At 60.6% G+C, this 24,999-nt stretch carries 22 protein-coding genes; 14 read left to right on the top strand and 8 right to left on the bottom strand.

Annotated elements, in window-relative coordinates; translation table 11 throughout:
- Positions 1–7: 7 nt before the first annotated feature.
- A complete protein-coding gene (locus KX928_RS22275; RefSeq protein WP_219507188.1) occupies positions 8–1,456 on the top strand; it encodes a TrkH family potassium uptake protein in 1,449 nt (482 codons plus the stop codon).
- A 1-nt stretch (position 1,457) separates the two neighbouring features.
- Entirely contained in the window at positions 1,458–3,041 is a 1,584-nt protein-coding gene (locus KX928_RS22270) for a thiamine pyrophosphate-binding protein (RefSeq protein ID WP_219507186.1), read from the top strand.
- A 7-nt stretch (positions 3,042–3,048) separates the two neighbouring features.
- On the opposite strand, the gene KX928_RS22265 is transcribed toward KX928_RS22270, so the two are convergent.
- Complete coding sequence (locus KX928_RS22265) at positions 3,049–3,330, bottom strand: hypothetical protein (protein WP_219507182.1); 282 nt, start codon at positions 3,328–3,330, stop codon at positions 3,049–3,051.
- A 134-nt stretch (positions 3,331–3,464) separates the two neighbouring features.
- Positions 3,465–5,219 carry a serine protease gene (locus tag KX928_RS22260; RefSeq protein ID WP_257884031.1) on the bottom strand — a complete coding sequence of 585 codons (1,755 nt, stop codon included), beginning with the start codon at positions 5,217–5,219 and terminating at the stop codon, positions 3,465–3,467.
- A gap of 186 nt (positions 5,220–5,405) precedes the next feature.
- On the opposite strand from KX928_RS22260, the gene KX928_RS22255 reads away from it, so the two are divergent.
- The 8 genes from KX928_RS22255 to glmM all read left to right on the top strand — a co-directional run bounded on the left by KX928_RS22255 (position 5,406) and on the right by glmM (position 15,754).
- Positions 5,406–6,347, top strand: a complete 942-nt coding sequence (locus KX928_RS22255) for a glycine--tRNA ligase subunit alpha (protein ID WP_219507176.1) — start codon at positions 5,406–5,408, stop codon at positions 6,345–6,347.
- Positions 6,344–6,865: a DUF6446 family protein gene (locus tag KX928_RS22250; RefSeq protein ID WP_219507173.1), complete on the top strand. Its 522-nt coding sequence runs from the start codon at positions 6,344–6,346 to the stop codon at positions 6,863–6,865. The genes KX928_RS22255 and KX928_RS22250 overlap by 4 nt, the downstream gene beginning before the upstream one ends.
- Positions 6,865–8,967, top strand: a complete 2,103-nt coding sequence (gene glyS, locus KX928_RS22245; protein ID WP_219507170.1) for a glycine--tRNA ligase subunit beta — start codon at positions 6,865–6,867, stop codon at positions 8,965–8,967. Before KX928_RS22250 ends, glyS begins: the two co-directional genes overlap by 1 nt.
- 83 nt (positions 8,968–9,050) lie before the next feature.
- A complete protein-coding gene (locus KX928_RS22240) occupies positions 9,051–11,588 on the top strand; it encodes a putative PEP-binding protein (protein ID WP_219507167.1) in 2,538 nt (845 codons plus the stop codon).
- A gap of 201 nt (positions 11,589–11,789) precedes the next feature.
- Positions 11,790–12,380: a cell wall hydrolase gene (locus KX928_RS22235; protein ID WP_373274819.1), complete on the top strand. Its 591-nt coding sequence runs from the start codon at positions 11,790–11,792 to the stop codon at positions 12,378–12,380.
- A gap of 94 nt (positions 12,381–12,474) precedes the next feature.
- On the top strand, positions 12,475–13,398 hold the full coding sequence (locus KX928_RS22230) for a dihydroneopterin aldolase (protein WP_219507164.1): 924 nt from the start codon (positions 12,475–12,477) through the stop codon (positions 13,396–13,398).
- A 3-nt stretch (positions 13,399–13,401) separates the two neighbouring features.
- Complete coding sequence (gene folP / locus KX928_RS22225; RefSeq protein WP_219507161.1) at positions 13,402–14,415, top strand: dihydropteroate synthase; 1,014 nt, start codon at positions 13,402–13,404, stop codon at positions 14,413–14,415.
- Positions 14,408–15,754 carry a phosphoglucosamine mutase gene (glmM, locus tag KX928_RS22220; protein WP_219507158.1) on the top strand — a complete coding sequence of 449 codons (1,347 nt, stop codon included), beginning with the start codon at positions 14,408–14,410 and terminating at the stop codon, positions 15,752–15,754. The genes folP and glmM overlap by 8 nt, the downstream gene beginning before the upstream one ends.
- A gap of 7 nt (positions 15,755–15,761) precedes the next feature.
- Here the strand turns inward: glmM and KX928_RS22215 are convergent, their stop codons facing one another.
- Positions 15,762–16,682 carry a DMT family transporter gene (locus tag KX928_RS22215; protein ID WP_219507149.1) on the bottom strand — a complete coding sequence of 307 codons (921 nt, stop codon included), beginning with the start codon at positions 16,680–16,682 and terminating at the stop codon, positions 15,762–15,764.
- A 92-nt stretch (positions 16,683–16,774) separates the two neighbouring features.
- Complete coding sequence (gene ilvC / locus KX928_RS22210) at positions 16,775–17,797, bottom strand: ketol-acid reductoisomerase (protein ID WP_219507147.1); 1,023 nt, start codon at positions 17,795–17,797, stop codon at positions 16,775–16,777.
- A gap of 135 nt (positions 17,798–17,932) precedes the next feature.
- Here ilvC and KX928_RS22205 point away from each other — a divergent pair, with 135 nt between their 5' ends.
- The 3 genes from KX928_RS22205 to KX928_RS22195 all read left to right on the top strand — a co-directional run bounded on the left by KX928_RS22205 (position 17,933) and on the right by KX928_RS22195 (position 20,088).
- On the top strand, positions 17,933–18,388 hold the full coding sequence (locus KX928_RS22205; protein WP_219507146.1) for an Lrp/AsnC family transcriptional regulator: 456 nt from the start codon (positions 17,933–17,935) through the stop codon (positions 18,386–18,388).
- Entirely contained in the window at positions 18,385–18,843 is a 459-nt protein-coding gene (locus tag KX928_RS22200; protein ID WP_219507145.1) for an Lrp/AsnC family transcriptional regulator, read from the top strand. Before KX928_RS22205 ends, KX928_RS22200 begins: the two co-directional genes overlap by 4 nt.
- A 117-nt stretch (positions 18,844–18,960) precedes the next feature.
- On the top strand, positions 18,961–20,088 hold the full coding sequence (locus KX928_RS22195) for an aminotransferase class V-fold PLP-dependent enzyme (RefSeq protein ID WP_219507144.1): 1,128 nt from the start codon (positions 18,961–18,963) through the stop codon (positions 20,086–20,088).
- 6 nt (positions 20,089–20,094) lie between these two features.
- Here the strand turns inward: KX928_RS22195 and KX928_RS22190 are convergent, their stop codons facing one another.
- From KX928_RS22190 to KX928_RS22180, 3 genes are all read right to left on the bottom strand, one after another.
- Positions 20,095–21,294 (bottom strand): UbiH/UbiF family hydroxylase, encoded by a 1,200-nt coding sequence (locus KX928_RS22190; RefSeq protein ID WP_219507143.1) that lies wholly within the window; start codon positions 21,292–21,294, stop codon positions 20,095–20,097.
- A 66-nt stretch (positions 21,295–21,360) separates the two neighbouring features.
- On the bottom strand, positions 21,361–21,564 hold the full coding sequence (locus tag KX928_RS22185; protein WP_219507229.1) for a hypothetical protein: 204 nt from the start codon (positions 21,562–21,564) through the stop codon (positions 21,361–21,363).
- Between the two features lie 127 nt (positions 21,565–21,691).
- Positions 21,692–22,336, bottom strand: coding sequence for a pyrimidine 5'-nucleotidase (locus KX928_RS22180; RefSeq protein ID WP_219507142.1), 645 nt, complete (start codon positions 22,334–22,336; stop codon positions 21,692–21,694).
- A gap of 105 nt (positions 22,337–22,441) precedes the next feature.
- On the opposite strand from KX928_RS22180, the gene KX928_RS22175 reads away from it, so the two are divergent.
- The gene (locus KX928_RS22175) at positions 22,442–23,095 is read left to right on the top strand and encodes a GntR family transcriptional regulator (protein ID WP_219507226.1); all 654 of its coding nucleotides are present in this window, start codon (positions 22,442–22,444) and stop codon (positions 23,093–23,095) included.
- On the opposite strand, the gene KX928_RS22170 is transcribed toward KX928_RS22175, so the two are convergent.
- The gene (locus tag KX928_RS22170; RefSeq protein ID WP_219507141.1) at positions 23,092–24,975 is read right to left on the bottom strand and encodes a glycosyltransferase; all 1,884 of its coding nucleotides are present in this window, start codon (positions 24,973–24,975) and stop codon (positions 23,092–23,094) included. The genes KX928_RS22175 and KX928_RS22170 overlap by 4 nt on opposite strands.
- Positions 24,976–24,999: the final 24 nt, after the last annotated feature.

The following is a 24,999-nucleotide window of genomic DNA, read 5'->3' as shown; positions in this document are numbered from 1 at the left end:
TGCGCTCATGTTGGACCTGCGCCCCATTGGATATGTGATCGGACTGCTGGTGGCCGTGCTGGGTGCGGCCATGCTGTTGCCCATGCTTGTCGACGTCGCCGAGGGCCGTGGACACTGGCCAGTCTTCATTCAGTCGTCGCTGATCACGATACTGGCAGGTGGTCTTATCGCCCTGGCCTGCGCCAACGGGGTGAAGGAAGGCCTGACAATCCAACAGACATTCCTGCTGACCACGGGGGTGTGGGTGGCGCTGCCGCTGTTCGGGGCCCTGCCCTTCATGTTCGGCGCGACCGAGGCGCGGTTTGTCGATGCATTCTTCGAGGCGATGTCAGGTCTGACCACCACCGGGTCGACGGTGTTGTCGGGTTTGCAGGACTTACCCAAGGGGTTGCTGTTGTGGCGCGGTATTCTGCAATGGCTGGGCGGCATCGGTATTATTGTTGTCGCGATGGTTTTCCTGCCTGAGCTGCGTGTGGGCGGCATGCAGATCTTCAAATCGGAATCCTTTGATACGATGGGAAAGATCCTGCCCCGCGCGGGGCAGATCGCCAGTCAGATTTCCAGCATCTATCTTGGTTTGACCATGGCCTGTGCGCTTAGCTATCTGGCGCTCGGCATGAATGCGTTTGACGCCACCGTGCACGCGTTGACGACAATATCGACGGGTGGGTTTGCCAACTACGACGAGTCCTTCGGCATGTTCTCGGGCAATATGGAGTATGCAGCCGCCTTCTTCATGGTGGTCGCTGCCTTGCCTTTTGTCCGCTACGTGCAAATGATCAATGGTCAGACCCTGCCCATCTGGCGGGACAGTCAGGTGCGTGTGTTCATCGCGACCCTGCTTGTTCTCGTCGTCATCATGACAATTGTCCTGTCGCAGGTTGCACCCGATCAGTGGGGCAAGTCGTTTCGTGAGGCACTGTTCAACGTGACTTCGATCATGACAGGTACAGGCTACGCATCCGCTGATTACATGACCTGGGGGTCCCTGCTGGTCTCGATGTTCTTTTTCATCGGTCTCATCGGTGGCTGCGCGGGCTCAACCACCTGTTCGATCAAGATTTTCCGGTACCAGTTATTGTTTGCGTCCATCAAAATGCAACTGCGGAAAATTCGCTCACCGAATGGTGTCTTTGTGGTGCGATATGAGAAACGGGCGGTCGGCGATGATGTGCTCAGTTCGGTCATCTCGTTTTTCATGTTTTTCATCGTCACCCTGGGGCTGCTCGCTGTCGCTCTCAGCTTGACGGGGCTCGACCTGATCACCTCGCTGTCGGGCGCGGCCACGGCGCTCTCCAACGTTGGACCCGGCCTTGGGCCGGAGATCGGCCCGGCGGGTAATTTCGCAGGCCTGAACGACACGGCCAAGTGGCTTCTGACCGGGGCGATGTTGCTGGGGCGGCTCGAGCTTCTGGCCGTCTACGCCATCCTGACGGTCAAATTCTGGAGAGACTGATATGCAACGACCCTTGGGTGCGCAGATTTCGCACATGCTCAGAGCGCGCGGGGTCGAGGTGATTTTCGGCATTCCGGGTGTGCATAATCAGGAGATGTATCGCGGGATCGAGGAGGCAGGTATCACGCATGTGCTTGCGCGCCATGAACAGGGTGCCGGATTCATGGCGGATGGCTATGCCCGCGCCACAGGAAAGCCAGGCGTGGCCTATGTGATCACGGGCCCCGGTCTGTGCAATATCATGACGCCGATGGGGCAGGCCTATTCGGATTCGGTGCCACTGCTGGTCCTGTCCTCCTGCCTGGACGAGATTGCCGCGAAAAAGGGCCAGTTGCACCAGATGAAAGGTCAGCGGGCGGCGGCTGCAACGGTTTGCGACTGGTCGGAAGAGGCAAGAACAGCAAACGCCGCATACGGATTGATCGACCGGGCATTTGCTGAATTTCAGACGCAAAGCCCGCTTCCAAAACACATTCAGGTGCCCATTGCGGTACTGCAGGCACCGGCGGACCCCGCACCTTTCCGTGATGCCCGGGTACGACGAATGGGCGCCGATCCACGTGATGTCGCAACGGCGGTACAGAAGCTGAAAAAGGCGCAACGGCCCCTGTTCATTTTGGGCGGAGGTGCCAAGGCGGCGGCGCCTCAGGCGCGTTCGGTTTTGGAGAAACTGGGCGCTGCATCCTATACGACCTACGCGGGCCGCGGCATTGCTGGCTCGGAGGATCCGTTGCATCTGGGGGCCATGCTCGAAAACACCTCCAGCATCGATGTGCTGCGTAGGGCTGATCTTCTGGTCTTTGTCGGCACCGACCTCGCGGAAGTGGATTTTTACAGGCCGGAACTGGGGCACACGGCCCCGGCTATCCATGTAAATATGGATGTGGCGGTTCTCAGCCGCGCGGCAGTACAGGACGACAGGCACCTCGCTGACGCGACGGCATGGTTTTCCGCCGTGGAATCCAAGCTGCAGGGTCATCAGACACAAACACTATGGCGGGCGGACGAGGTGGCGGAGGCGCGTGCGCGGGGCAGGTCAGAAGTGGACGCCGGGTACCCCGGGATCAGCGCGGTGTGCGATGCCCTGCGCGCGGCTGTGCCTGCGGACACGATGATATATTCGGACATGACGCAGATCGCCTACACCGCCAAGAAGATATGGGACATGGACCGCCCCGGTCACTGGCATCACCCCAGCGGGTTCGGCACCTTGGGGTATGCAACGCCTGCGGCGATCGGCGGGGCTGTTGCGCGGCGAGGGAAGCCGACGATGGCGATCATCGGCGACTATGGGTTCCACTACACGATGCAAGAACTCGGCGTGGCCGTCGAACTCGGTCTCAGCCTGCCGATCATCCTGTGGGACAATGGCAAGCTGAAAGAAATCGAAGACAGTATGGTGCGGTCACAGATCGCACCCAATGCCGTGGTTGCGCGCAATCCGGATTTCTGCATGTTGGCCGAGGCATTTGGCGCTAAATCAGCGGCGCCGCAAAGTCTGCGTGACATGCAGCAGGCAGTAAATCAGGCATTTGAAGAAGAAGGTCCGACGTTGATTTACACCACGCCGGACCTCACTCGTTAACGCCGGTTCACTGGTAATCTGAATAGGCGCGTTGAATGAGGCGCGCTTCGCACTTGGAATGCGCTGTATTGACGATCAGGTACCAGACCGTCTCGCCCGGGCGTCCGGCGCGGGAATATTGGCAGTTGTCAGGGGATGTCCACCACTGGCCACGATAGTTCGCGGGCGGCAGCACGGCGGAGGAATACTCCACCAGTGTCAAATTCGTTGTGCCAGACCGGTCACGACCGGCCGACGCGGGCAGCATGAGCACAAGGCCGAAGGCCAAGGCTACAATATATTTGAGCATTTCTCCACTCCATCATCGTACCGAAGCACGGCGCGCCCCCACGCAAGCAGACAATGGCGTGTAGGGGTTAACGGGCCGCAAACGGTTGGTCCAAGAGACCCGATATTTGGGGCGGATTTGAGACGATTTTGTGCTTATTCCCAGCAACTCACAAGCACGGTCATACCGAGCGCCCGTGTGGTGATATCTTCCGGTGCAAGAGGGCGTGCGTCACTGGAATTGGCCGGGATCAGGCCCGCATTCCGCATCACATCTGCAATTGCGGAACCCGCGAGGGCAAAGGTCACATCTTCCGGCAACTGCCTTGCGCCGCCGCCCCGCGGCAGCAGCATGCCAAGAACGTTGCCATTGGTATCGAAAACCGGGCCGCCTGCATCGCCCGGCAGGCTGGAGAGCGTCAGCCGGCTGAGGTCAGCCTCGCCGCGCAGACCGCGCAGATCGGCCAGCGTGCCGAATGTCATGGTCGGCGCGTCAAGGACGCCCTCATAGGAATAGCCGGCCACGGCCACCTCAGACTGCAGGCGCGGTGGCGCGGGGCTGAATTGCGCGACCTGCGGCGGCGCAAGGCTTTGATCCGGTGTCAGAAGCGCCAGGCCACGCGCAGCATCAACGGTTTGCGGCGTTGCCTCATGTTCCTCGTCCAGGGTAATCCGGGTGCAGCTGTCAACCGCGTCCGAAGTGGTGATGACCGATCCCCGCTCATCCACGTAAAAACCGGAGCGCGACAGCTTCGGCTTGCGGATCTGCAGACCCGCGACAAGGTCAATCTGCTGATCAACGCTGTCTCCGGCGGCTGCATCCAGCACCCCCTCCAGCCGCGTGAAGCTTGCCTCCATTTCCGACAGCAGCCGCGTGCGCCGTGCTTCATCGCCCGTGGGCCAGATCAGCGTGAACCCCTTGATCTGGCCGGATCGGAGCTGCACGCGCGTTTCACTGATGATTTCGGCATTTCGACCAACAAGAACGAAACTGTTTTTCTCCTTGCGGCGTTCGCCGTCCAGCGGGACAATTTCCAGCGTTTGCATGACCTGAAACAGGCCGGTCAACGTGTCGCTGTCGCCTTCCTGGCTGATCAAAAGGACCCGGGCGTTGCTGCCGTCAACGGCGTTGAACTGGGCAAACGGGGGGTCATATCGTTCCAGGGCAACAACGCCGGTGGGAATCTTGACCGCGATGCCGGTCGTGCTGTCGGTGACAAGGCGCAGGTCCAGCCCTTCGAGAACGGCGTTGTACTGACGCAGCAGGGTCGCGCGCTGCAGTGTCGTCAAGATGCCCGTGGGCTCAAACCCATTGGCGCGTTGCCATTCTGACATCGAATTCCGCGTACCGCGTCCAAAGGCGCCATCGATCGTGGAATTATAGAACCCCGCCCATTTCAGGGCGATCTGCAGATCACGCCGCGCATCGGCGGATAAGGTGCGTTCACTCTGGCGGGCCTGAGCCGGTGTTTCGTCGGGAGCGGTGATCACGGGAGCCGGGGCTTGCGGTGCTTCTTCGGCTTGCGTCTGTGGGACTGCAGCGGGTGTTTCTTGTGGTTCGTCGGGTTGCTGCGGCGTCACCCCGACACCTCTCAGTACATCGATGCCTTGGGGGAAAAACTGTTCACCCAGCGAAGAACTGAAGGCGATGTAACTGTCGCGGGGGATCAAACCTTCGGCCCGGTAGACCTGCAAAACCTGTTCGGCATCCTGCGCAGTATAGGGGCCCAGGACAATCCCATGCCAGCCGCCGCCGAGGGCAAACCCGTTCACGTCATCCAGTTCGCGCGCATAGTCGCGCGCGCGCGCAAGCCCGTCGCGAAGGTTGGGTTGTGCCTCGATCTGGACCCAGACGACCTGACCTGATGTCTGGGCCTGCGCAGCCTGCCCGACTGCAAGCAGAAGTACCATAAAACCTACAAAAAACCGCTTCATTCCAACGCATGCCCCTGGTCGCTCAAAATCCGCCACACATAAGCAGGAAATCGACCGCTTGACCATATGACAATGGCCCGAATTATCCTGTCGCATGCAATTGACGCCCTAATCACACACACGTAGGTAAGGCGCGCAAGATCATACCGAGGCAGCGTTTTCATGTCCGACTCCATTCAGGTCCCGAAATCCTTTCAGGAGATCATTCTGAGGCTCCAGACTTACTGGGCCGAGAAGGGATGCGCCGTGCTGCAGCCCTATGACATGGAAGTCGGTGCGGGCACCTTTCACCCGGCCACGACATTGCGCAGTCTCGGCACGCAACCCTGGGCGGCTGCCTATGTGCAACCGTCCCGACGCCCGACCGATGGCCGTTACGGCGAGAACCCTAATCGGTTGCAGCATTACTACCAGTATCAGGTAGTGATCAAACCAAGCCCACCCGACTTGCAGGAGCTCTACCTCGGGTCGCTGATGGCGATCGGCGTCGACATGTCGTTGCATGACATCCGCTTCGTCGAGGACGATTGGGAAAGCCCGACACTGGGCGCCTGGGGACTTGGATGGGAGGTATGGTGCGACGGCATGGAAGTGAGCCAGTTCACCTATTTTCAGCAAGTCGGCGGGCACGACTGCCACCCGGTGTCCGGGGAACTGACCTATGGGCTGGAACGGCTTGCGATGTATATTCTGGGTGTCGATCACGTCATGGACATGCCCTTCAACGATCCGCAGACGCCGATAGCCCTGACATACGGTGACATCTTCAAACAGACCGAAGAGGAATATGCGCGCTGGAATTTCGATACGGCGGATACCGAGGTTCTGCTGCGCCACTTCGAAGAGGCCGAAACCCATTGTCGTGAAATTCTTGACGCGCCGCATGAGGACCCCAAAACCGGCAAGCGGATCATCATGGTGCACCCGGCGTACGACCAATGCATCAAAGCGAGCCATGTCTTTAACCTGCTGGATGCACGCGGGGTTATCTCGGTTACGGAAAGACAAGCCTACATCGGTCGCGTGCGGGCGCTGGCGAAAGCCTGTGCCGATGCCTTCGTTCAGACCAGCGCAGGCGGCTGGCAACCAGAGAGCGCCGCATGAACGGTAAATTCGTTGGGATTGCCATCATGCTCTCTGCACTGCTGGCGGGCGGCTCGCTTTACTACCTGCAGGTCTACGGCTTCTACGAGGAAGTGTCCGCTGAGGTGGAAGAGGTGCGCCTGATGTCCTTCACGTCGGACGCGCCGGTGCCCATTCTGGCCGATAACATTCGGGCTATCGACGCGGAAAGCTCTCCCATTCGGTTCCGCGCCTGTTTTACCACGCCATCCAGCCTGGCGATGCTGACCGAGACCTATGTCGGGCTTGACAATGTGGTGCCCCGCAATGCGCCGGAGTGGTTCGATTGTTTCGATGCGGCGGCTATTGCCGCGGAACTGGACGCAGGCACAGCCCTTGCATTTATCGGCGAGAAGAACGTGGCCTTTGGTGTGGACCGGATCGTGGTGATCACGGAAGACGGTCGGGGATACATCTGGCACGAGCTCAATGATTGCGGCGAAAAAGCCTACGACGGAACGATAGTGGGCGAAGAATGCCCGAAACGGGATGTTAATTAATGCCTGATCTGCTGATTGAACTGTTCTCCGAGGAAATTCCCGCGCGCATGCAGCGACGCGCAGCCCGTGATCTGAAGAAGATGGTCACCGATGGTTTGGTTGACGCGGGTTTGACATACGCGTCCGCGGCGGAGTTTTCCACACCCCGCCGTCTGGCCCTGACTGTGGAAGGCGTTCTTGCCGCCAGCCCCACAACCGTCGAAGAACGCAAGGGGCCACGCGCCGATGCGCCGCAAAAGGCGATAGAGGGGTTCCTGCGGGGTGCCGGAGTAACCCGCGACCAGTTGGAAGAACGTGAAACGCCCAAGGGTGCGGTTTTCTTTGCACGCATCGAAAAAACCGGCCGCCCGGCGGCAGATATTATCGCGGAAGTGCTTGAACACGCCGTTCGCAATTTCCCATGGCCGAAATCGATGCGCTGGGGCACAGGTGCGTTGCGGTGGGTGAGACCGCTGCATTCCATCCTCTGTATCCTTGGGGATGAGGCGGGTACGGAGGTTGTCCCGCTGGAGATTGACGGGATCGCTGCGGCAGACAGAACCGCGGGGCATCGTTTTCACGCAGCGGATCGATTTTCGGTCACGTCCTTCGAGGATTACGTGTCGAAACTGAAGCGGGCATTCGTCCTTCTGGACCCGGCAGAGCGCGCTGACGCGATCTGGCATGACGCCACAAATCTGGCTTTCGCAAACGGTCTGGAAGTTGTCGAGGATCGCGATCTGCTGGCGGAGGTTGCGGGCCTTGTGGAGTGGCCGGTGGTGCTGATGGGGCAGATCGGCGACGATTTCCTCGGCCTGCCGCCGGAGGTTCTGCAGACATCGATGAAGGAACATCAGAAATTCTTTTCCGTCCGCAACCCCAAGACCGGACGTATTGAGCGGTTCATTACCGTCGCCAACCGGGAAACGGCTGATGTCGGCGCGACCATTCTGGCGGGCAATGAAAAGGTGCTGTCGGCGCGTCTGGCCGATGCCAAATTCTTCTGGGACAACGATCTGCGCACGATCGAGGCCGTGGGCCTTGAAGGCATGGCAAAGCCGCTGGCGCAGGTCACCTTTCACAACAAACTGGGCACCCAGGCCGAGCGCATCGTGCGCATCGAGGCGCTGGCCCGCGAGATTGCCCCGCTGGTCGGGGCCAAACCCGATCTCGCAGCAGAAGCCGCCCGTATCGCCAAGGCCGATCTCACCTCGGAAATGGTCTATGAGTTTCCTGAGTTGCAAGGGCTGATGGGTCGGTACTATGCGCAAGCCGCCGGCCACGACGACGGTGTGCCCCAAGCCTGCGAAGAACATTACGCCCCTCTGGGCCCCTCGGATGGGGTGCCCACCGCCCCGGTCTCTGTGGCCGTGGCTCTGGCGGACAAGATCGACACGCTGACGGGCTTCTGGGCGATTGATGAAAAGCCGACAGGGTCTAAAGATCCGTTCGCGCTGCGGCGCGCGGCATTGGGTGTGATCCGGATTGTTCTTGAAAACCAACTGACTGCAAGTCTTACCGGCTTCATCAAAAAGGCTGGCGGTCTTGTCGCCGAAAATTCAGAGGGCGCAGCGGACCCTACGGCTGGCCACTATGCTGCTGACCTTCTGTCCTTCCTGCATGATCGCCTGAAAGTCTACCTCCGCGATCAGGGCGTCCGTCATGATATCATCGACGCTTGCATCGCGATGCCCGGCAACGACGACCTGACCTTGCTGGTCAAGCGCGCGCGCGCGCTGGCGGAAGTGCTGCAAACCGATGATGGCGAAAACCTCATTCAGGGGTTCAAGCGGGCCAACAACATCCTGACGCAGGCGGAAGCGGCGGATGGAGTGGAATACTCCTACGGCGCGGATGTGAAATTCGCCGAAACCGACGCGGAACGCGCGCTTTTTGAGGCTCTGGACCGGGCGGAGGCGGCGATAACCCCGGCGATGAAAGCAGAGGAGTTCGGCAAGGCCATGGCCGCGATGGCCGCCCTGCGCGCACCAATCGATGCGTTTTTTGAGACCGTGAAGATCAATGCCGACAATGCCACGGTGCGGCGCAACCGGTTGAACCTTCTCAGCCGGATCACACGCCTTTGCACCTCTGTCGCGGATTTGACCCGGATCGAAGGATGACTCCGCGGTCAAAATCCGGGCGCTGAAAGGCTTGCCACCCCATTTTTACTGCCTATGCTGCGCTCCAACAGAAAGGTGCCGCAGTGCAGAATAATCCGCATACCACGCTTGTAACCGCAGAAGCGCCAATTGCCGCCGACACCCATGGAGGCCGTGCAAAGTGCCTGCAGCGTTTGGTGCGCCTTGACTTGCCGGTACCGCGGACTGTCGCGCTGTCATTCGATGCCGTGCAACGCATTGCCAAGGGAGAATTACCGGACATCACCGCGATTGTGTCGCAGTTTCCCGAAGGCGCTTTGCTCTGTGTGCGGCCCTCGTCGGAGGACCCAGATTGGGGCGGGCCGGGTGCGGTACTGAACGTCGGCATGAATGACAAGAGGCTTGAGGCGCTTTCGGACCGGCTCGGCAAGGATGCAGCCTACGCGGTCAACACGCGGTTCGTGCAATCCTATTCCGTAGATGTCGCCCGCCTTGACCCCGACATGTTCGATGATGTGGAGGGTGAGGGGTGCCAGGGGCTGACGGACTCGTTGCGGGCCTATGAGGCGGAAATGGAGGAACCTTTCCCGACCGACCCGGCAGAGCAACTTGCAGCGGTGCTGAAATCCATGGCACGCGCCTGGGATGGTACGTCGGCACGCCTTCTACGCCAGGCCAAGGGGGCTCCGGCGGATGCGGGTCTGGGATTGGTGGTGCAGGAAATGGCCCTGGGCCTGGGACATGGGCAATGCGGGTCGGGTGTCTTGCAGTTGGTCAATAGCGACACTGGCTTGCCGCAGATCACGGGGCGCTACCTGAGCCAAAGCCAGGGGCGCGATGCGCTGGAAGGCGATGCCGCGGCGTTATATCTGGGGCGCGATCCGCGCGGGCCGTCGCTTGAGGAACTTGCGCCCGAGGCTTTCGAAGCCTTGAAAACCCATGCAGCGCTGATGCGTGTCAAGCTGCGCGAAGAGATGCAGGTGGAATTCGCCATCGAAAACGGTGAGTTGTATATCCTGGACGGCGTGCGCGTTGCCCGGTCCAGCCAGGCGGCGGTGCGTATCGCGGTCCAGTTGGCCGAAGACAAGATCATTTCGCGTGCCGAGGCGCTGATGCGGGTGCAACCCCGTACCCTGTCAGAGCTGCTGCACAGGCAGGTAGACCCCGGCGCAGAGCGCAATGTGATCGGACGCGGGATCGCCGCCAGCCCGGGAGCGGCAACCGGTCAAATCGTCTTTACCGCGGCAGATGCGCAAGCCAGCGCATCGCGGGGGGATCCCTGCATTCTGGTGCGGCGTGAAACCTCGCCGGAAGACATTCGCGGCATGCATGCGGCCCATGCGGTATTGACGGAACGCGGCGGTATCACCAGCCATGCGGCGGTTATCGGGCGTGGCATCGGGTTGCCATGCGTTGTCGGCGCTTCCAACCTGCGTTTCATCAGCAGCAAAAAGCAGCTGGTGACGAAAGACGGTAAAGTGTTCAACGCCGGTGACGTTATCACGGTTGATGGTACCCGCGGCGAGGTGCTTGCCGGTGCGCCCAAAATGCGCGAGGCCGCGCTGGACGAGAGCTTTCAGAAGCTCATGGAGTGGTCGACCGAGTTTTGCGACATTGGCATTCGCGCCAATGCCGACACACCCGCCGATGCGCAGACTGCCCGGAATTTCAACGCACAAGGCATCGGGCTGTGCCGCACCGAGCATATGTTTTTTGAACCCGGTCGCCTGACGGTCATGCGAGAGATGATTTTCGCGGAAACGTCGGAAGACCGCCGCGCCGTGCTGGAGCGGTTGCTGCCAATGCAGAAGGCCGATTTCAAACAGCTTTTCGACATCATGAAAGGGCAACCGGTCTGCATTCGCCTGTTCGACCCGCCTTTGCACGAATTCCTGCCCACGGATCGCGCAGGGCAGCGTGTGCTTGCCGATGCCCTGGATTTACCCCTGTCCGACGTGACGCGGCGGATCGACGCCATGTCCGAATACAATCCTATGCTGGGGCTGCGTGGTGTGCGCCTTGGTGTGACGGTGCCTGAAATCTACGAAATGCAGGCCCGCGCGATATTCGAGGCCACGGTCGAGGCCACCGAGACAGGCGCGGCTGTTGTGCCGGAAATCATGATCCCGCTTGTGTCGGCAAAGCGCGAAGTCGAACTGGTGAAAAGCTCTATTGACGCGGTCGCCGCGACGGTCCGGACCGAGATGGACGCATCTTTCGATTACAAACTCGGGGTGATGGTGGAGACACCTCGCGCCGCCTTGCGCGCGGCGGAGATCGCGCCGAACTGCGCGTTCCTGAGTTTTGGCACCAACGATCTGACCCAGATGGCCTATGGGCTGTCGCGCGATGATGCGGGGCGGTTCATGTCGGATTATGTGCAGCAGGGCGTGTTTCCGGAGGATCCGTTTCACGTTCTGGACACCGATGGCGTTGGGGAGTTGCTCAAACTTGGGGCAGAAAGAGGGCGAAGCGCGCAGGAAGGCATCACCTTGTCCATCTGCGGCGAGCACGGCGGCAACCCCGAATCAATTTCCTTTTGCAGAGATGCCGGATTTGATTATGTTTCCTGTTCACCCTTCCGAGTTCCGGTGGCGCGACTAGCTGCCGCACAACTTGCGATAGCCGACAACATAGAGTAGTTCTGTAAATTGAAGCCACAACATATTGTGGATTCTAGCGCCGCGTGTTGAGCGATTGCATGCCGACGTTAACCATGCTTGTGCCCGTAAACTTTACGTCAACTTTTATTCTCGGTAGACGAGCGCCATTGAAATATCGTGGGGGACGCCGTCGTGCGTATTGTCTGCAAAACGATTTTATCGTTTTCATTGGGGTTACTTTTGGGCTTTTTTGTGGCCGAACCGGGCATGGCCCGTCAGGGTGACCAGACTGAAAAGAAAATGTCCAAGGACCTCGAAGCGGTGACTGTGCGCCGCATGCGGGAGACGGCTTTTGCCGTTGAGAAAAGCGTACCGGTCGAGTTTTCACGCGACTGGCTGGATTCTCAGCCCAAGGCGCAGGGGGGCGATGAATTGCGCTGCCTGGCGGAGGCGCTGTACTTCGAGGCGCGTGGCGAAACTGTCAAAGGCCAGTTCGCCGTGGCTGAAGTGATCCTGAACCGTGTGAAGTCGGAACGCTTTCCAGGCTCGGCCTGTGGCGTGATCAATCAGGGCACCGGCAAGAAGTACCAGTGTCAGTTCACCTATACATGTGACGGTCACAAAGAGATCATCGCGGAACCGCGCGCCTATGATCGTGTGTCCAAAGTGGCACGCGCCGCTCTGAACGGCGACGCGCCGGACCTGACCGAAGGCGCCACGCATTACCACACAACCGCCGTGAACCCTCGGTGGAGCCGCGTCTACACAAAAACGGCCGCAATCGGGGACCACATCTTTTACCGCCATACCTGGCGTACTGCCAGCAACTGACGCATTCGGCCCATGGCGTGCCGGTGTGAAGACTGTTAAAGGGCGGGCGTCATCTATGATGGCGCCTGCTTAGCTTTGGCGGAAGGTCCGGCCCATGAGTTCCGAAATCAGACTGGCGTTCGCCCATCCCTCCGAACGCTCGGAGGCGACCGCCGGGTCCGAACCGCGCGACAGGATCTCCCTGCGCGACCATATCGTTGAAATTGAGATCGGTGCCTTTCAGGCAGAGCGCGGCGTCACCCAGCGTATCTGTTTCAACGTCGTGGTCGAGGTCCGGCCATTGACCAGCCCGATTGACGATGATGTCGACCGCATTCTCAGCTATGACAAGGTGACAGAAGCCATCGCTTTTGAACTTGCCGATGAGCGGCTGAACCTGCTCGAAACTCTGGCAGAGCGGGTTGCGGAGCGTATTCTTCTCGAACCTCAGGCCATGCGCGCCTTCGTGCGTATTGAAAAGCTGGACCGTGGTCCCGGTGCGTTGGGGGTGGAGATCGTCCGCACGCGCGGGCAGGCGGCCGCATTCCTTTCGGATGAAGAAGACGCGCTCCACCCTGAATTGGTCTACCTCAGCAACGCGGCCATCGCCTCGCCGCATCTGAAAGACTGGATCGATCAGCTGGAGGCAACGGGCCGTCCACTGATTTTTTGCGTCGGCGCATCTGACACACCTGCGCCGCAAACGTCGCACCGCATGGCACAACGGCGCATCGACCTGCTGGCAATAGAACAGAACGCGTGGGTTCTGGCGTCGAAAGACGATCGCTGTGTCGTCGTCGATACGCGGACCGAATTGGACTGGGCGATGAAAAACGGGCAGACCTGCGTGTGGGCACCGTCGAAAATCGTGCTGGATGCGGTTGACGGACCTTCCGCACAACCAAGCGATGCAATTGCGCTGGCGGCGTGGTTCGCCGCGACCTTTGATGCGAGCGAAATGCTGGTCATCGGGGCGGAGATGCCCCGATCCTCCTCCCTGCCGCTACGGGCCGTTCCAGCGGATACCGCAAAGCTCTGAGTCATGCCCGATTATTTTCGCCCGATTGTTCAATTGGATACGGCGCGACCTTCAACCTCCTTTGACCTCGCCGGTGGGTGGGGGTGGTTCACGGATGTCGAAGTGTTGTCACGATCCGCAGACCCTGAAATCGTTCTGGCGTCGGAGCTGGATGCCGCCGATCTTGCGCCGCTGACCCGGCCGCGCGCAGCAATTGCAGGGCTGTCGATGGACCGCCCCCGGATCATGGGCATTCTGAACATCACGCCGGACAGTTTTTCGGATGGGGGCAGACATCATACCGTCGAGGCGGCAACTGCCGGTGCCCTTGCGATGGCAGCGGCGGACATTCTGGACGTCGGCGGTGAATCGACCCGGCCGGGCGCGGCCTTCGTCCCTGCGGAGGCGGAGATCCAGCGGACGGCACCGGTCATCGAGGCGTTGCGGGCCGCCGGGATCACCCAGGCCATCTCGATCGATACGCGCAAGGCGGCAGTTGCCGCCGCGGCGCTGCAGGCGGGAGCCACTCTGGTCAACGACGTGTCTGGCTTCACATTCGATGCTGGTCTTGCCCCGCTATGTGCAGATCAGTTGGTGCCGGTCTGCGTGATGCATGCGCAGGGGGACCCCGAGACAATGCAGCAGGCGCCGACATATGATGACGTTCTGCTGGATGTCTATGACTTCCTGTCAGCTCAGATCGCCACGCTGGTGGCCACCGGCATCCCCAGGTCGCGGATCGTCGCGGACCCGGGCATCGGTTTTGGCAAGACGATGGAGCACAATCTGGCACTGCTGGCGCGGCTGTCCCTTTTCCACGGATTGGGTGTTCCGATCCTGCTGGGCGCGTCACGCAAGCGTTTCATCGGTACGATCGGCGGCGAGGGGGTCGCGGAAAAGCGTCTGCCCGGCTCGATCGCCGTTGTGCTCGCGGCGTTGAAACATGGGACACAAATTGTGCGCGTTCATGATGTGCCGGAAACCGCACAAGCCATTGCGCTTTGGCGCGCGGCCATGGCAGGTTGCGCGCATGGATAAGCTTTTTGGAACCGACGGGGTGCGGGGCACCGCAAATACACACCCGATGACGGCGGAAATGGCGCTGCGCATAGGCGCCGCCGTCGGACAGTACTTCAGCCGCGATGGCTCCAGCGTGCGGCGCGTCGTGATCGGCAAGGACACGCGGTTGTCGGGGTACATGTTTGAAAATGCCTTGACCGCGGGGCTCACCTCAACGGGCATGAATGTACTGCTTCTGGGGCCGGTGCCAACGCCAGCCGTCGGGTTGCTGACACGCTCGATGCGGGCCGATCTCGGCGTCATGATCTCGGCCAGCCATAACCCGGCCGGTGACAACGGAATAAAGTTCTTTGGGCCGGATGGGTTCAAGCTCTCCGACCAGATGGAGGCCGATATCGAGGCACTGATTGCCGAAGGCGTCACCCCTGCGGAAGCGAAAAAAATCGGTCGCGCCAAACGGATTGACGATGGCCGCTTTCGATATATCGAGCGGGTGAAATCTTCTTTTCCCCGGCAGATGCTGCTTGATGGTCTCAAGGTTGTCGTGGATTGCGCCAACGGTGCGGCCTACCGCGTGGCGCCTGAGGCCCTTTGGGAGCTGGGCGCGACGGTGATCCCGGTTGGGGTGACCCCAACCGGTCACAACATCAACGAGGGCTGCGGGTCGACCAGCCCTCAGCTGGCCGCCGAGACCGTTGTCGCGCATGGTGCGCACGTGGGCATCTGTCTCGATGGAGATGCGGACCGGGTTATCCTGCTGGACGAAAACGGCGCGGTTGGCGATGGCGATCAGTTCATGGCCCTGATGGCCGCACGATGGGCGGAAGAAGGTCGGCTGGCAAACAAGGCGCTCGTGGCGACTGTCATGTCCAATCTCGGGTTGGAGCATTTCCTCGCGAACAAGGGCCTCAGACTGGAACGGACCTCGGTCGGGGACCGCTATGTTGTGGAACGAATGCGGTCGGGAGGTTTCAACCTGGGCGGCGAACAATCGGGTCATATCGTGATGTCGGACTATGCCACCACGGGCGACGGGCTGATGGCGGCAATGCAGTTTCTGGCAGAGATGATACGCTCGCAGAAACCGGCCAGTGCCCTGTTGCGTAGCTTTGAACCGGTGCCGCAACTGTTGAAAAATGTCCGGTTTGCCGCGGGCCAGGCACCGCTGGACAGTGATGGCGTCAAGCGGGCCATCAAGCAGGCGGAGACTGATCTGGCGGGACGCGGTCGGCTGTTGATCCGGAAATCCGGGACCGAGCCCCTGGTACGGGTCATGGCGGAGCATGAGGACGCCGGCCTGATGGAGCGGGCGGTCGACAGCATCGTGGAGGCGGTTGCCGACGCGGTTGGCGGCTAACCGTTTCTCATCCGTTCCGGAAAAGACGCATTAGCGCACCATACTGGCTGAGTGCCACGCCGCTCAGGATAAGAACCATTGCCCACAAAAGTGACGGCGGAAGCGGTTCACCCAACAAGAGAGCGCCCAAAACGACGGACCACAACGGAACCTGATAATTGGTCAACGACATGAATACCGGGCCCGCCGTGCGGACGACGAGCACCCGCAGCAGGTTCGCCGCGGCTGTCGGGATCAGGCCGAGCATTATGACCACAATCAGCGTTTTGGTATCGGGCATGGGCGGCAGGCCCTCGACCGCCAGCGCCAGCGGGATGACCAGAAGCGCACCGATCAGCAGAAGAACGGTTGACAGACCGATGGTGTCCACCGGCGGCAGGCGGCGCATCAGAATGGATGACACGGCGTAGCATGTCGCGGCCCCTAAGCAGGCCAGACGCCCAGCCGGCTCCATCGACGCCCCCGTCGTTTCAAAGGCCTGCGCGCCGATCAGCACGCAAACGCCGAAAAAACCTATGATGAACCCCAGCCCCTTGCGCAGGTTCAGCCGCTCGCCGGGGACCAGAAAATGCGCCAGTGGCAGCACGATCAATGCAACCGCAGCCATGGAAACACCGGCAAAACCGGAGGTGACGAATTGCTGGCCCCAGGCAAGCAGCATGAAAGGAACGGCGGAGCTGAGAGCGCCGATCAGGCAGGCCGCACCCCACGTGCCGCGCGGCACAGGATCGTCAAACAGCTTGAATCCAAGCCCCGCCCAGATTGCCATCATCAGCACGGCGGCAAACCCGATGCGACCCGCGGCCAGCCAGAAGGGTGTCAAGCCTTCGAGTGCCACTTCGGTGACCAGAAAGGTGCCGCCCCAGGTGAAACCCAGAACGGCCACCATCAGCCAGCTTTTGAACGAGATATCAGGTGCTTGAGACATTCTGGTCTTTCAAAGAAAACGGGGCGGACTGCGCCCGCCCCGTTCTGAATAATGCGTCTGGATCACCAGATGTTTCGATCCGGGCCGAAGGATCAGTTCTTCGCTTTATCGACCATTTTGCCTGCCGAGATCCACGGCATCATGCCGCGCAGCGTCTCGCCCGTGGCTTCGATCTGGTGCTCGTCGTTGATGCGACGTGTGCCTTTGAAGAAGGGCTGGCCGACCGCGTTCTCCTGCATGAAGTCCCGCACGAATTTGCCGGTCTGGATATCGGTCAGGATCGCTTTCATCCGCGCCTTTGTCTCGTCATAGGGCAGGACCCGCGGACCGGAGACATATTCACCGTACTCGGCAGTGTTGGAGATCGAGTAGTTCATGTTCGCGATGCCGCCTTCGTAGATCAGGTCCACGATCAGCTTCACCTCGTGCAGGCATTCGAAATAGGCCATTTCAGGCGCGTAGCCTGCCTCGACAAGCGTCTCGAAGCCCATCCGGATCAGTTCCACGAGGCCCCCGCAAAGAACGGCCTGTTCACCGAAGAGATCCGTTTCGCACTCTTCGCGGAAGTTTGTCTCGATGATGCCCGAGCGGCCACCGCCGATGGCCGAGCAGTAAGAGAGACCGATTTCCAGCGCCTTGCCGGAACTGTCCTTGTCCACCGCAACAAGGCAGGGCACACCGCCCCCTTTGGTGTATTCGCCGCGCACGGTGTGGCCGGGACCCTTGGGTGCCATCATCACCACGTCGATGCCTTCTTTGGGTTCGATCAGGCCGAAGTGCACGTTCAAGCCATGTGCGAATGCAATGGCCGCGCCTTCGCGGATGTTGTCGTGAACGTATTTCTTGTACGTTTCAGCCTGCAGTTCATCGGGCATCGTGAACATGATCAGGTCAGCCCAGGCTGCGGCTTCGGCGATCCCCATGACCTTGAGGCCTTCACCTTCGGCTTTCGCGGCGGAAGGCGAGCCTTCGCGCAGGGCGACAACGAGGTTCTTCGCACCGGAATCGCGCAAGTTCAGCGCATGGGCGTGGCCCTGGCTGCCGTAGCCCAGAATGGCCACTTTCATGTCTTTGATCAGGTTCACATCGCAATCGCGATCATAATAAACGCGCATTTTGGCAATCCTTTGATTGATTGGAATCTGGCGTCAAAATACGCCTTCTGATGTTGATTGCCATTACTGTTCTTTGACTATATCAGCAGGCTAATGAAAAATTAATTCGCGTAATTGCTAACTGTTGAGAATATCATGCTTGATGATCTTGATCGCCGTATCCTGCGGCACTGGCAATCTGACCCAAGTCTCAGCCCTGCGGAACTGGCAGAACGCTGCACCATCACGCCGGGAAAAGCCGCGCGCCGGATCAACCGGATGCAGGAGACGGGAATTATCGAGGGCACAAGCGCCGTGATCGACTGGGCGGCGCTGGGATATTCGGTCGAAGTGTCATTGAGGGTGACGCTGGACAAAACTCAGGCCCGCGCATTTGACGATTTTATCGAAGCGGCCCGGGCGATCCCTGAAGTCACGGAGATACAAACTTTTCTGGGGCGCGTAGACGTTCGGCTGAACATCATCGCGCGGGACATGGCCCATTATCAGGATATCTACCGCAGCCGTGTTCTGACACTGCCCCATATTGCCGATATCGAAGCGCTGATGCAGATCGCCCGGATCAAGGCGGAAGAGGCATTGCCGCTATGACTGAGCTGGATGAACTGGACCGCGCACTTCTGCGTGCGCTGGCACGGGACGCGATGCAAAGCGCTGGTGCGTTGGGACGCACTCTGGGCTTGTCGCAGCCCGCGACTTGGCGGCGGATCCGCAAGCTGGAAAGCGCCGGCATTCTCCGGGGGCGTCGCCTGCGGCTGAATGCTGAAGCTCTGGGTTTCGGCGTCACGGTGTTTCTTGGCGTCAAGCTGGCAACCAAGGGGCGCGTCAGTCTTGAAGATTTCGAACGCGCGGTGAGCGCCATTCCCGAAGTCCAGCGTGTGGAGCATGTGCTGGGCATGTATGACTACCGCTTGCGGGTGGTCGCCCGTGATCTGCCCGACTTCGAACGGGTGCTGCGGCGCCGGATCATGACCCTGCCCGGTGTCGGAGAAGTTGAAGCGAATGTGTTGCTCAGTGAAGAGCGCCGTGCGGGTCCGATCGGCTAAGGCCGACGTCGGTTGCCTCGGGTGGGGGGCGTGCAAAGTGATCAGAAATACCGAAGTAAACTTTGCCACGGCCCTTATGAAAGGTTAGGTCTGGCCGAAGCTGAGGGAGACAAATTCATGCCTGCATTACTCGACACTGTTGATCCAGACGGATTGGAAGAGTTCTCGGTCGTTTTCACGGATCGTTCCCTGAACTCGATGAGCGCTGCCTTTCAGCAGGTGATGAACGACATGTCCTCCATGCTGAAGGATGTATACGCCGCCGACGCAGTGGCCATCATCCCCGGCGGTGGCACATATGGCATGGAAGCGGTGGCCCGGCAGTTTGCGCGAGGCGCCGAAGTGCTGGTTGTGCGCAACGGCTGGTTTTCCTACCGCTGGAGCCAGATTTTCGAAACCGGAGGCCTGACCGCCGCGACAACGGTGTTGAAGGCACGCCAGACGGCGAATGCCACACCATCGCCTTTCGCACCCGCGCCGATCGACGAAGTTGTCGCGGCCATCTCGGAGCAAAAACCTGACGTTGTTTTCGCCCCACATGTGGAAACAAGCGCCGGTGTGATCCTGCCCGACGCCTATATCGCGACCATGGCCCGGGCGGCGCATGATGTGGGCGCATTGATGGTGCTCGACTGCATCGCCTCCGGCTGTGCATGGGTCGATATGCGCGCCCTGGGTGTCGATGTGCTCATTTCGGCTCCACAAAAGGGCTGGTCGGCCGCGCCCTGCGCCGGGCTGGTCATGATGTCTGAGCGCGCCGAGGCGCGGCTGGCCGAAACCCGGTCCGACAGTTTCGCGATTGATCTGGGCAAATGGCACAGCATTATGACGGCGTATGAAAGCGGCGGGCATGCCTATCACGCGACCATGCCTACCGACGCGTTACGCGATTTTCGCGACACCATGCTGGAAACCAGGGACTACGGATTTCAGCGCCTCAAGGAAGCGCAATGGAAACTGGGAGACGCGGTACGGGCGATGCTGGCGGCCAAGGGCGTCGTGTCGGTCGCGGCAGAGGGCTATGGCGCGCCCGGGGTTGTGGTGAGTTACACGTCCGATCCGGATGTGCAGAGTGGCAAGAAGTTTGCCGCCGAGGGCATGCAGATTGCGGCCGGGGTCCCGTTGCAATGTGATGAACCGGCCGATTTTCGTACCTTCCGCCTGGGTCTTTTCGGGCTGGACAAGCTTCACGACGTCGATGGGACGCTGAGCCGGTTGCAGCGGGTGATCGACAAGGTGCTGTAGAGCCGCTTACTTCACGCCAAGCCCCATCTGCATAAGCGTTTTACGCACCGCGGGCATGGTGTAGAGCGCGTTCAACCCTGCGGCGCGCAGGTCACGCAGCATCGGGCTGTGAACCTGGCTGGCGCGGTTCAGGACGTCGATCCCCTGAACCCGCAGGGAGATATCGCCGTACCGCGCCTTGTGATAGGTATCCAGCATCGTGCGATCCCCCAACCCTTCCGGGCGCTCTTGGGCCAGTGCAAGAAGTGTCGCGGTATCTGCAAGGCTCATGTTCAGCCCCTGTGCCCCGATCGGGGGGACCACATGCGCGGCTTCGGCAATCAGGGCCAGCCGTTCCCCGCTCAGCCGGGTTGCCTGTTGACTTATGATGGGCCAGAGCGTTCGTGGCGAGGCAAGCGACAGTGGCCCGAAAAGATGACAGCTGCGTTCGGTCATTTCCGCTTCGAAAGCGGCGATATCCATGGTGCTTCGTCTCTGCGAAAGCGGTCCGTCATCCATCCAGACGACGGCCGAAGAGGGTGACCCATCCCGGTCTGGCAAAGGCACGAGCGTGAAGGGGCCGCCCGTCCGGTGAATCTCGGTCGATACGTTTTCATGCGGCACCGGATGGGTAACCGAAAATGCCAGCGCTTTCTGACCGTACCGTCTGGTTTTGACATCGATACCCGCGGCCTGACGCATGGAAGAGCCGCGCCCGTCAGCAGCGATCACCAGCCTGGCGTGCACCTTGTGGCCATCGCTCAGGCCGACGCGCGCTTCGCCTTCGCGGGTGAACAGCGACATCGTGCGGGTCCCCGGACGAAAATCGACATTCGGCAGCTCCGCAAGCCGCGCGACCATCTCACGTCGCAACAGCCAATTGGGCAGGTTCCATCCAAAAGGCTGGTCGGACACGTCGGATGCGTTAAAGTCCTTGATGATGCGGGGCTCCGGGCTTTCGCCTCCCGCATCCACGATGCGCATGATTTGCAGGGCCGATGCAAAGGGCTCCAGACGGTTCCAGAGCCCTGCGGTTTCCAGGACGCCGCAGGCGGGTTGCAGCATGGCGGTGGTGCGCATGTCGGCGCCGGCCGCGTCGCGCTCGGTGACAGGTGGTGCGGGATCGACGCAGATGACGGAGAAGCCCGCGGTGCCGAAAGCGGCAGCTGCGGTCAGGCCGGCGATCCCGCCGCCGGAGATTAGGATATCCCAATTCTGATCGGGCATATGATCTCCGTTCATATCAACGCGCTGCGGGGCCGCTGCGCGACCTTGGCCGTGGTCTGAAGCTTTCTAGCCTTTGGTTATCAGGAGCAGAAGCACAAAGACAACCGGGACCAGCGCGAGGGCGGGCAGATAGAGGCCGGGCAATCCAAAGGTCAGGGCCGAACACATCCACAGGCTGACAAAACCGATGAGGGCGAACCAGAAATTGTTCTTGTCACCGAACATGATGTCCCGCGCGATCCACCCGATGACCGGCACGCGGTAAAACATCCGTTGCCAGAAGGGGAGGATGGGTTCTGCGGGTGCAAGCGACACGGTGAGGCTCCTTTATGACGATGTTATCAGGGAGATAGGGCGCAAAAGGTTAAAACATAGTGGCCCGATTGTCGCAGGGGCGTCAGATGATCTTAGCCAGAAAGGCGCTCAGATCGTCGGTATGGAAGTGGATGTGCGCGCCCCGCCCGCGTGAAGGGGCCACGTGCACCGTGCGCATGCCCATCTGGTGCGGCACTTTCAGATTGCGGGCATCGTCTTCGAACATCGCGGCGGTATCGGGGATCAGCCCGTCCTTGCGGAAAACCATGTCAAATGCGGCATGATCCGGTTTTGGCTGGAAGTTCGCATGTTCAACGCCATAGACCGCGTCAAACACCCCTTGCAGCCCGCGCGCCGCCAGCACCCGTTCGGCGTAGGGCGCACAGCCGTTGGTGTAAACGATGCGCCGCCCCGGCAGCGCCCTGATCTGCGCGGCCAGTTCCGGATCTGGGTCCAGGCTGTCCATCGGGATGTCATGCACATTCGTCAGGTAAGGGCCGGGGTCCACGTCGTGTTCCCGCATCAGCCCGGCAAGCGTTGTTCCGTGTTTTGCCCAGTAATGCTTGCGCAGCCGGTCGGCCTCGCCGCGCGCCACGCCGAGCGCGTCCATCACATATGCGGTCATGCGCACCTCGATCAGATCAAAGAGACGTGCGGACGGCGGGTAGAGCGTATGATCGAGGTCGAAGACCCATGTGCTCACATCGGAGAAGGCAACCTTTGGCATAGGGCTTACCTAAATTGCGGCGCGACCGCGCACAAGCCCATGGGGTTGCTTCACGGGTCGCCGCCTCGTTAAGGTGACGAAACGATCTTGGAAAAGGCAACCCGCATGGGCCTGCAAAAGCCACAACAAACGGATGCGTATTCGCTCATTCTGGATGCGATTGATCTGGGTGTTTACCGCCCAGGAGATCGTCTGGTCGAAAGCGAGCTGGCCGAGCGGTTTGGTGTCTCGCGAACGCCGATACGCGAGGCGTTGCAACGCCTTGAAACCCAATCGCTGTTGGCCCGGGATGGCCGCAGCCTGATTGTTGCGTCGCTTGATCATAACCAAATGGCCGAGCTTTATGTCGTGCGCCGCGAGCTGGAGGGTCTGGCCGCACGTCTCGCCGCCCAACATGCCACCGAAGAAGAAGTGCGTATTCTGCGGGAAATGGTCGAAGCGGACAACGCGCTGGTGGATAACCCGGTGGCGCTGGCCCGCGCAAACCGCAGATTTCACACGCAAATTCATCTCGCGTCGCATAACCGGTATCTGGTGCAACAACTGGATCTTGTGCACAGGACGATGGCGCTGATGGCCACCACCTCGCTGGCGGCGCAGGGGCGCGGCGAAATCGCGCAGGCTGAACACAGTGCGATTGTCAGCGCGATCGAGGCAAAAGATGCGGAAGGCGCGGATCAGGCCTTGCGGGAGCATATATCGGTGGCCTTCATGACGCGGCTCAAACAGGACGCGGCGCGCCGTCAGGAAGAGTGCTAACGCGGGTCGGTCTGATGCGATACGCCATGCTGGGTTTTGTCCCAGAAGAACGGGTTGCGTACCATCTCCCACAGTGCCTTGTAGCTCGCCAGCGCGCCCAGCGTGAAGTAGAACATCATCGTGGGAACGTAGGCCAGAAGGTGACGGTGCGCCCGGCCCGAGACCGCGTAAACCCCCAGGATCAGGCTGATCCCTTCGGATACGATGAACAGTCCTGCGAGCACCCATAGTGTTGGGGCGCCCAGAGTTGTCTCCACCGGGTGGGTGACGCCGAAGACCGTCAGCCAGAAGGACCACAAGAGCGGCGCTGCGGCGAATTGGGAGAAGGTTGCCAGAAATATGGTCTGCAAACCCAGAAACCGCTTGAGCCCGAGATCGCGGAGCAGTTGGCCGGGATGGCGCATATGCACCAGATAGGTGATCAGGAAGCCTTTCAGCCAGCGGGAGCGCTGTCGCACCCACGGCCATGCCCGGCTTGTCGCCTCTTCGTGGGTGACGGTGGGGAGAAGTTCGGTGACATAGCCGTGACGCGCCAGCCGGACGCCCAGGTCCGCGTCTTCGGTCACGTTATGTGCGTCCCAACCGCCGAGCTTTTCCAATGCGTCGCGCTTGAAAAACAGCGTGGTTCCGCCCAGTGGCAGCACCAGCCCGAGTTTGGCGATCCCCGGTAAGACGACACGCCACCACGTGGCATATTCGATAGTGAAACACCGGGACAGCCAGTTCGTGCGCGAATTATAGTAATCAAGCACGCCCTGCAGGCAGGCCACGTGATCCGGCGCGGTGTTGAACCGGCTGACGACGCGTTCGATCTGGTCTGCTTCCGGCCAGTCTTCTGCATCCCAGACGCCGATGATGCTGCCGCGGCAGAAGTCGAGGGCGTAGTTCAACGCCCGCGGTTTTGTCGTCAGATCTCCGGCACCCGGGACTTCGATCACGCTCATCCAGTCAGGCAGATCAGTCCGTGCGATGGTTTCGCGGGTCAGCGTGTCGTTCTGCTCCAGCACCAGCACCACGTTCAGCAGGGATTTCGGGTAGGTCAGCTTGCTCAGCCGCGCGATGAGCTGACCCGCGATTTCCTTTTCTTTCAAAAGTGGTACCAGCACCGACACCCGTGGCAGCCGAAACTTCGCCGACCGCAGGTCACAGCGTTCGGCCCGGCCGGGTGGCTTGTGGGTAATCTGCGCGACAAATGCCGCGGTCTTCATCACCGTGGTCATCAGGAGGGTCAGCACAGCCCATAGCAGCCCAACCGTGATGGTCCACGCCGGTGCCCACAGCAGCAGGCCCAACAAGGCACAGCAGATCGTCGTTGCCCACAAAGAGCGGTGGCGGCCCTGGGCGGCCCAGCTGCGGCAGCTTTCGATCGCAGGCACGCGTGTGGCCGCCTTCTGTGCGAGTTCCGCGCCGTAGAGCCGGCTGATGTGGGTCTGGATTTGAAGTTCATCGACAATCACCGGAAAGAGGGTGGTTCCGCGGGCGCCAAGCGCCTTGCGCAATTGGGTAAAATCCGACGGGCTGCTGGTGGCGACGAAAAGCGTGCGGCCCTGTTGTTTCCAGGGAACCACGCCGTATCGCAGGCACAGCGCGGCGGGCAGCAATCCGGCCATGTCGGGGTGGGGTGGCTCAAGCTCCAGATCCGCCCCGTCGGCACGGCATTGCGTTGCCAGAGCGCTGAGGACGTCACGTTTGCTGATCAGCCCCTCGGAGATCATGATATCCCCCAGCGGCGCATCAATGTGGCCCTGCAGGTTCAGCGCATGTACGAGGTCCTTCTGCGCAATCTTTCCGTGGTCCACCAGCAATCGACCGATGGGCGCAAAGTGACTGGCCAGCTCGGCCTTTTCAGGCTCGGGCAAAAGCAGGCGAAGGTCATTCATGGTCGATTGCCTTGCGAATACTCA

This window comes from Roseobacter insulae (genome assembly GCF_019375555.1).
Classification (GTDB): Bacteria; Pseudomonadota; Alphaproteobacteria; order Rhodobacterales; family Rhodobacteraceae; genus Roseobacter; species Roseobacter insulae.
This window is presented reverse-complemented; position numbering and strand designations above follow the sequence as displayed.

Bases quoted from the DNA above. Each gene is read 5' to 3' on its own strand.
- KX928_RS22265 (WP_219507182.1), bottom strand. From the start codon at position 3,330: ATGCTCAAATATATTGTAGCCTTGGCCTTCGGCCTTGTGCTCATGCTG.
- KX928_RS22250 (WP_219507173.1), top strand. From the start codon at position 6,344: ATGAACGGTAAATTCGTTGGGATTGCCATCATGCTCTCTGCACTGCTG.
- glyS (WP_219507170.1), top strand. From the start codon at position 6,865: ATGCCTGATCTGCTGATTGAACTGTTCTCCGAGGAAATTCCCGCGCGC.
- KX928_RS22275 (WP_219507188.1), top strand. From the start codon at position 8: ATGTTGGACCTGCGCCCCATTGGATATGTGATCGGACTGCTGGTGGCC.
- KX928_RS22270 (WP_219507186.1), top strand. From the start codon at position 1,458: ATGCAACGACCCTTGGGTGCGCAGATTTCGCACATGCTCAGAGCGCGC.
- glmM (WP_219507158.1), top strand. From the start codon at position 14,408: ATGGATAAGCTTTTTGGAACCGACGGGGTGCGGGGCACCGCAAATACA.
- KX928_RS22195 (WP_219507144.1), top strand. From the start codon at position 18,961: ATGCCTGCATTACTCGACACTGTTGATCCAGACGGATTGGAAGAGTTC.
- KX928_RS22230 (WP_219507164.1), top strand. From the start codon at position 12,475: ATGAGTTCCGAAATCAGACTGGCGTTCGCCCATCCCTCCGAACGCTCG.
- KX928_RS22170 (WP_219507141.1), bottom strand. From the start codon at position 24,975: ATGAATGACCTTCGCCTGCTTTTGCCCGAGCCTGAAAAGGCCGAGCTG.
- KX928_RS22205 (WP_219507146.1), top strand. From the start codon at position 17,933: ATGCTTGATGATCTTGATCGCCGTATCCTGCGGCACTGGCAATCTGAC.
- KX928_RS22255 (WP_219507176.1), top strand. From the start codon at position 5,406: ATGTCCGACTCCATTCAGGTCCCGAAATCCTTTCAGGAGATCATTCTG.
- folP (WP_219507161.1), top strand. From the start codon at position 13,402: ATGCCCGATTATTTTCGCCCGATTGTTCAATTGGATACGGCGCGACCT.
- ilvC (WP_219507147.1), bottom strand. From the start codon at position 17,797: ATGCGCGTTTATTATGATCGCGATTGCGATGTGAACCTGATCAAAGAC.
- KX928_RS22185 (WP_219507229.1), bottom strand. From the start codon at position 21,564: ATGTTTTACCGCGTGCCGGTCATCGGGTGGATCGCGCGGGACATCATG.
- KX928_RS22215 (WP_219507149.1), bottom strand. From the start codon at position 16,682: ATGTCTCAAGCACCTGATATCTCGTTCAAAAGCTGGCTGATGGTGGCC.
- KX928_RS22200 (WP_219507145.1), top strand. From the start codon at position 18,385: ATGACTGAGCTGGATGAACTGGACCGCGCACTTCTGCGTGCGCTGGCA.
- KX928_RS22190 (WP_219507143.1), bottom strand. From the start codon at position 21,294: ATGCCCGATCAGAATTGGGATATCCTAATCTCCGGCGGCGGGATCGCC.
- KX928_RS22260 (WP_257884031.1), bottom strand. From the start codon at position 5,219: ATGGTACTTCTGCTTGCAGTCGGGCAGGCTGCGCAGGCCCAGACATCA.
- KX928_RS22175 (WP_219507226.1), top strand. From the start codon at position 22,442: ATGGGCCTGCAAAAGCCACAACAAACGGATGCGTATTCGCTCATTCTG.
- KX928_RS22180 (WP_219507142.1), bottom strand. From the start codon at position 22,336: ATGCCAAAGGTTGCCTTCTCCGATGTGAGCACATGGGTCTTCGACCTC.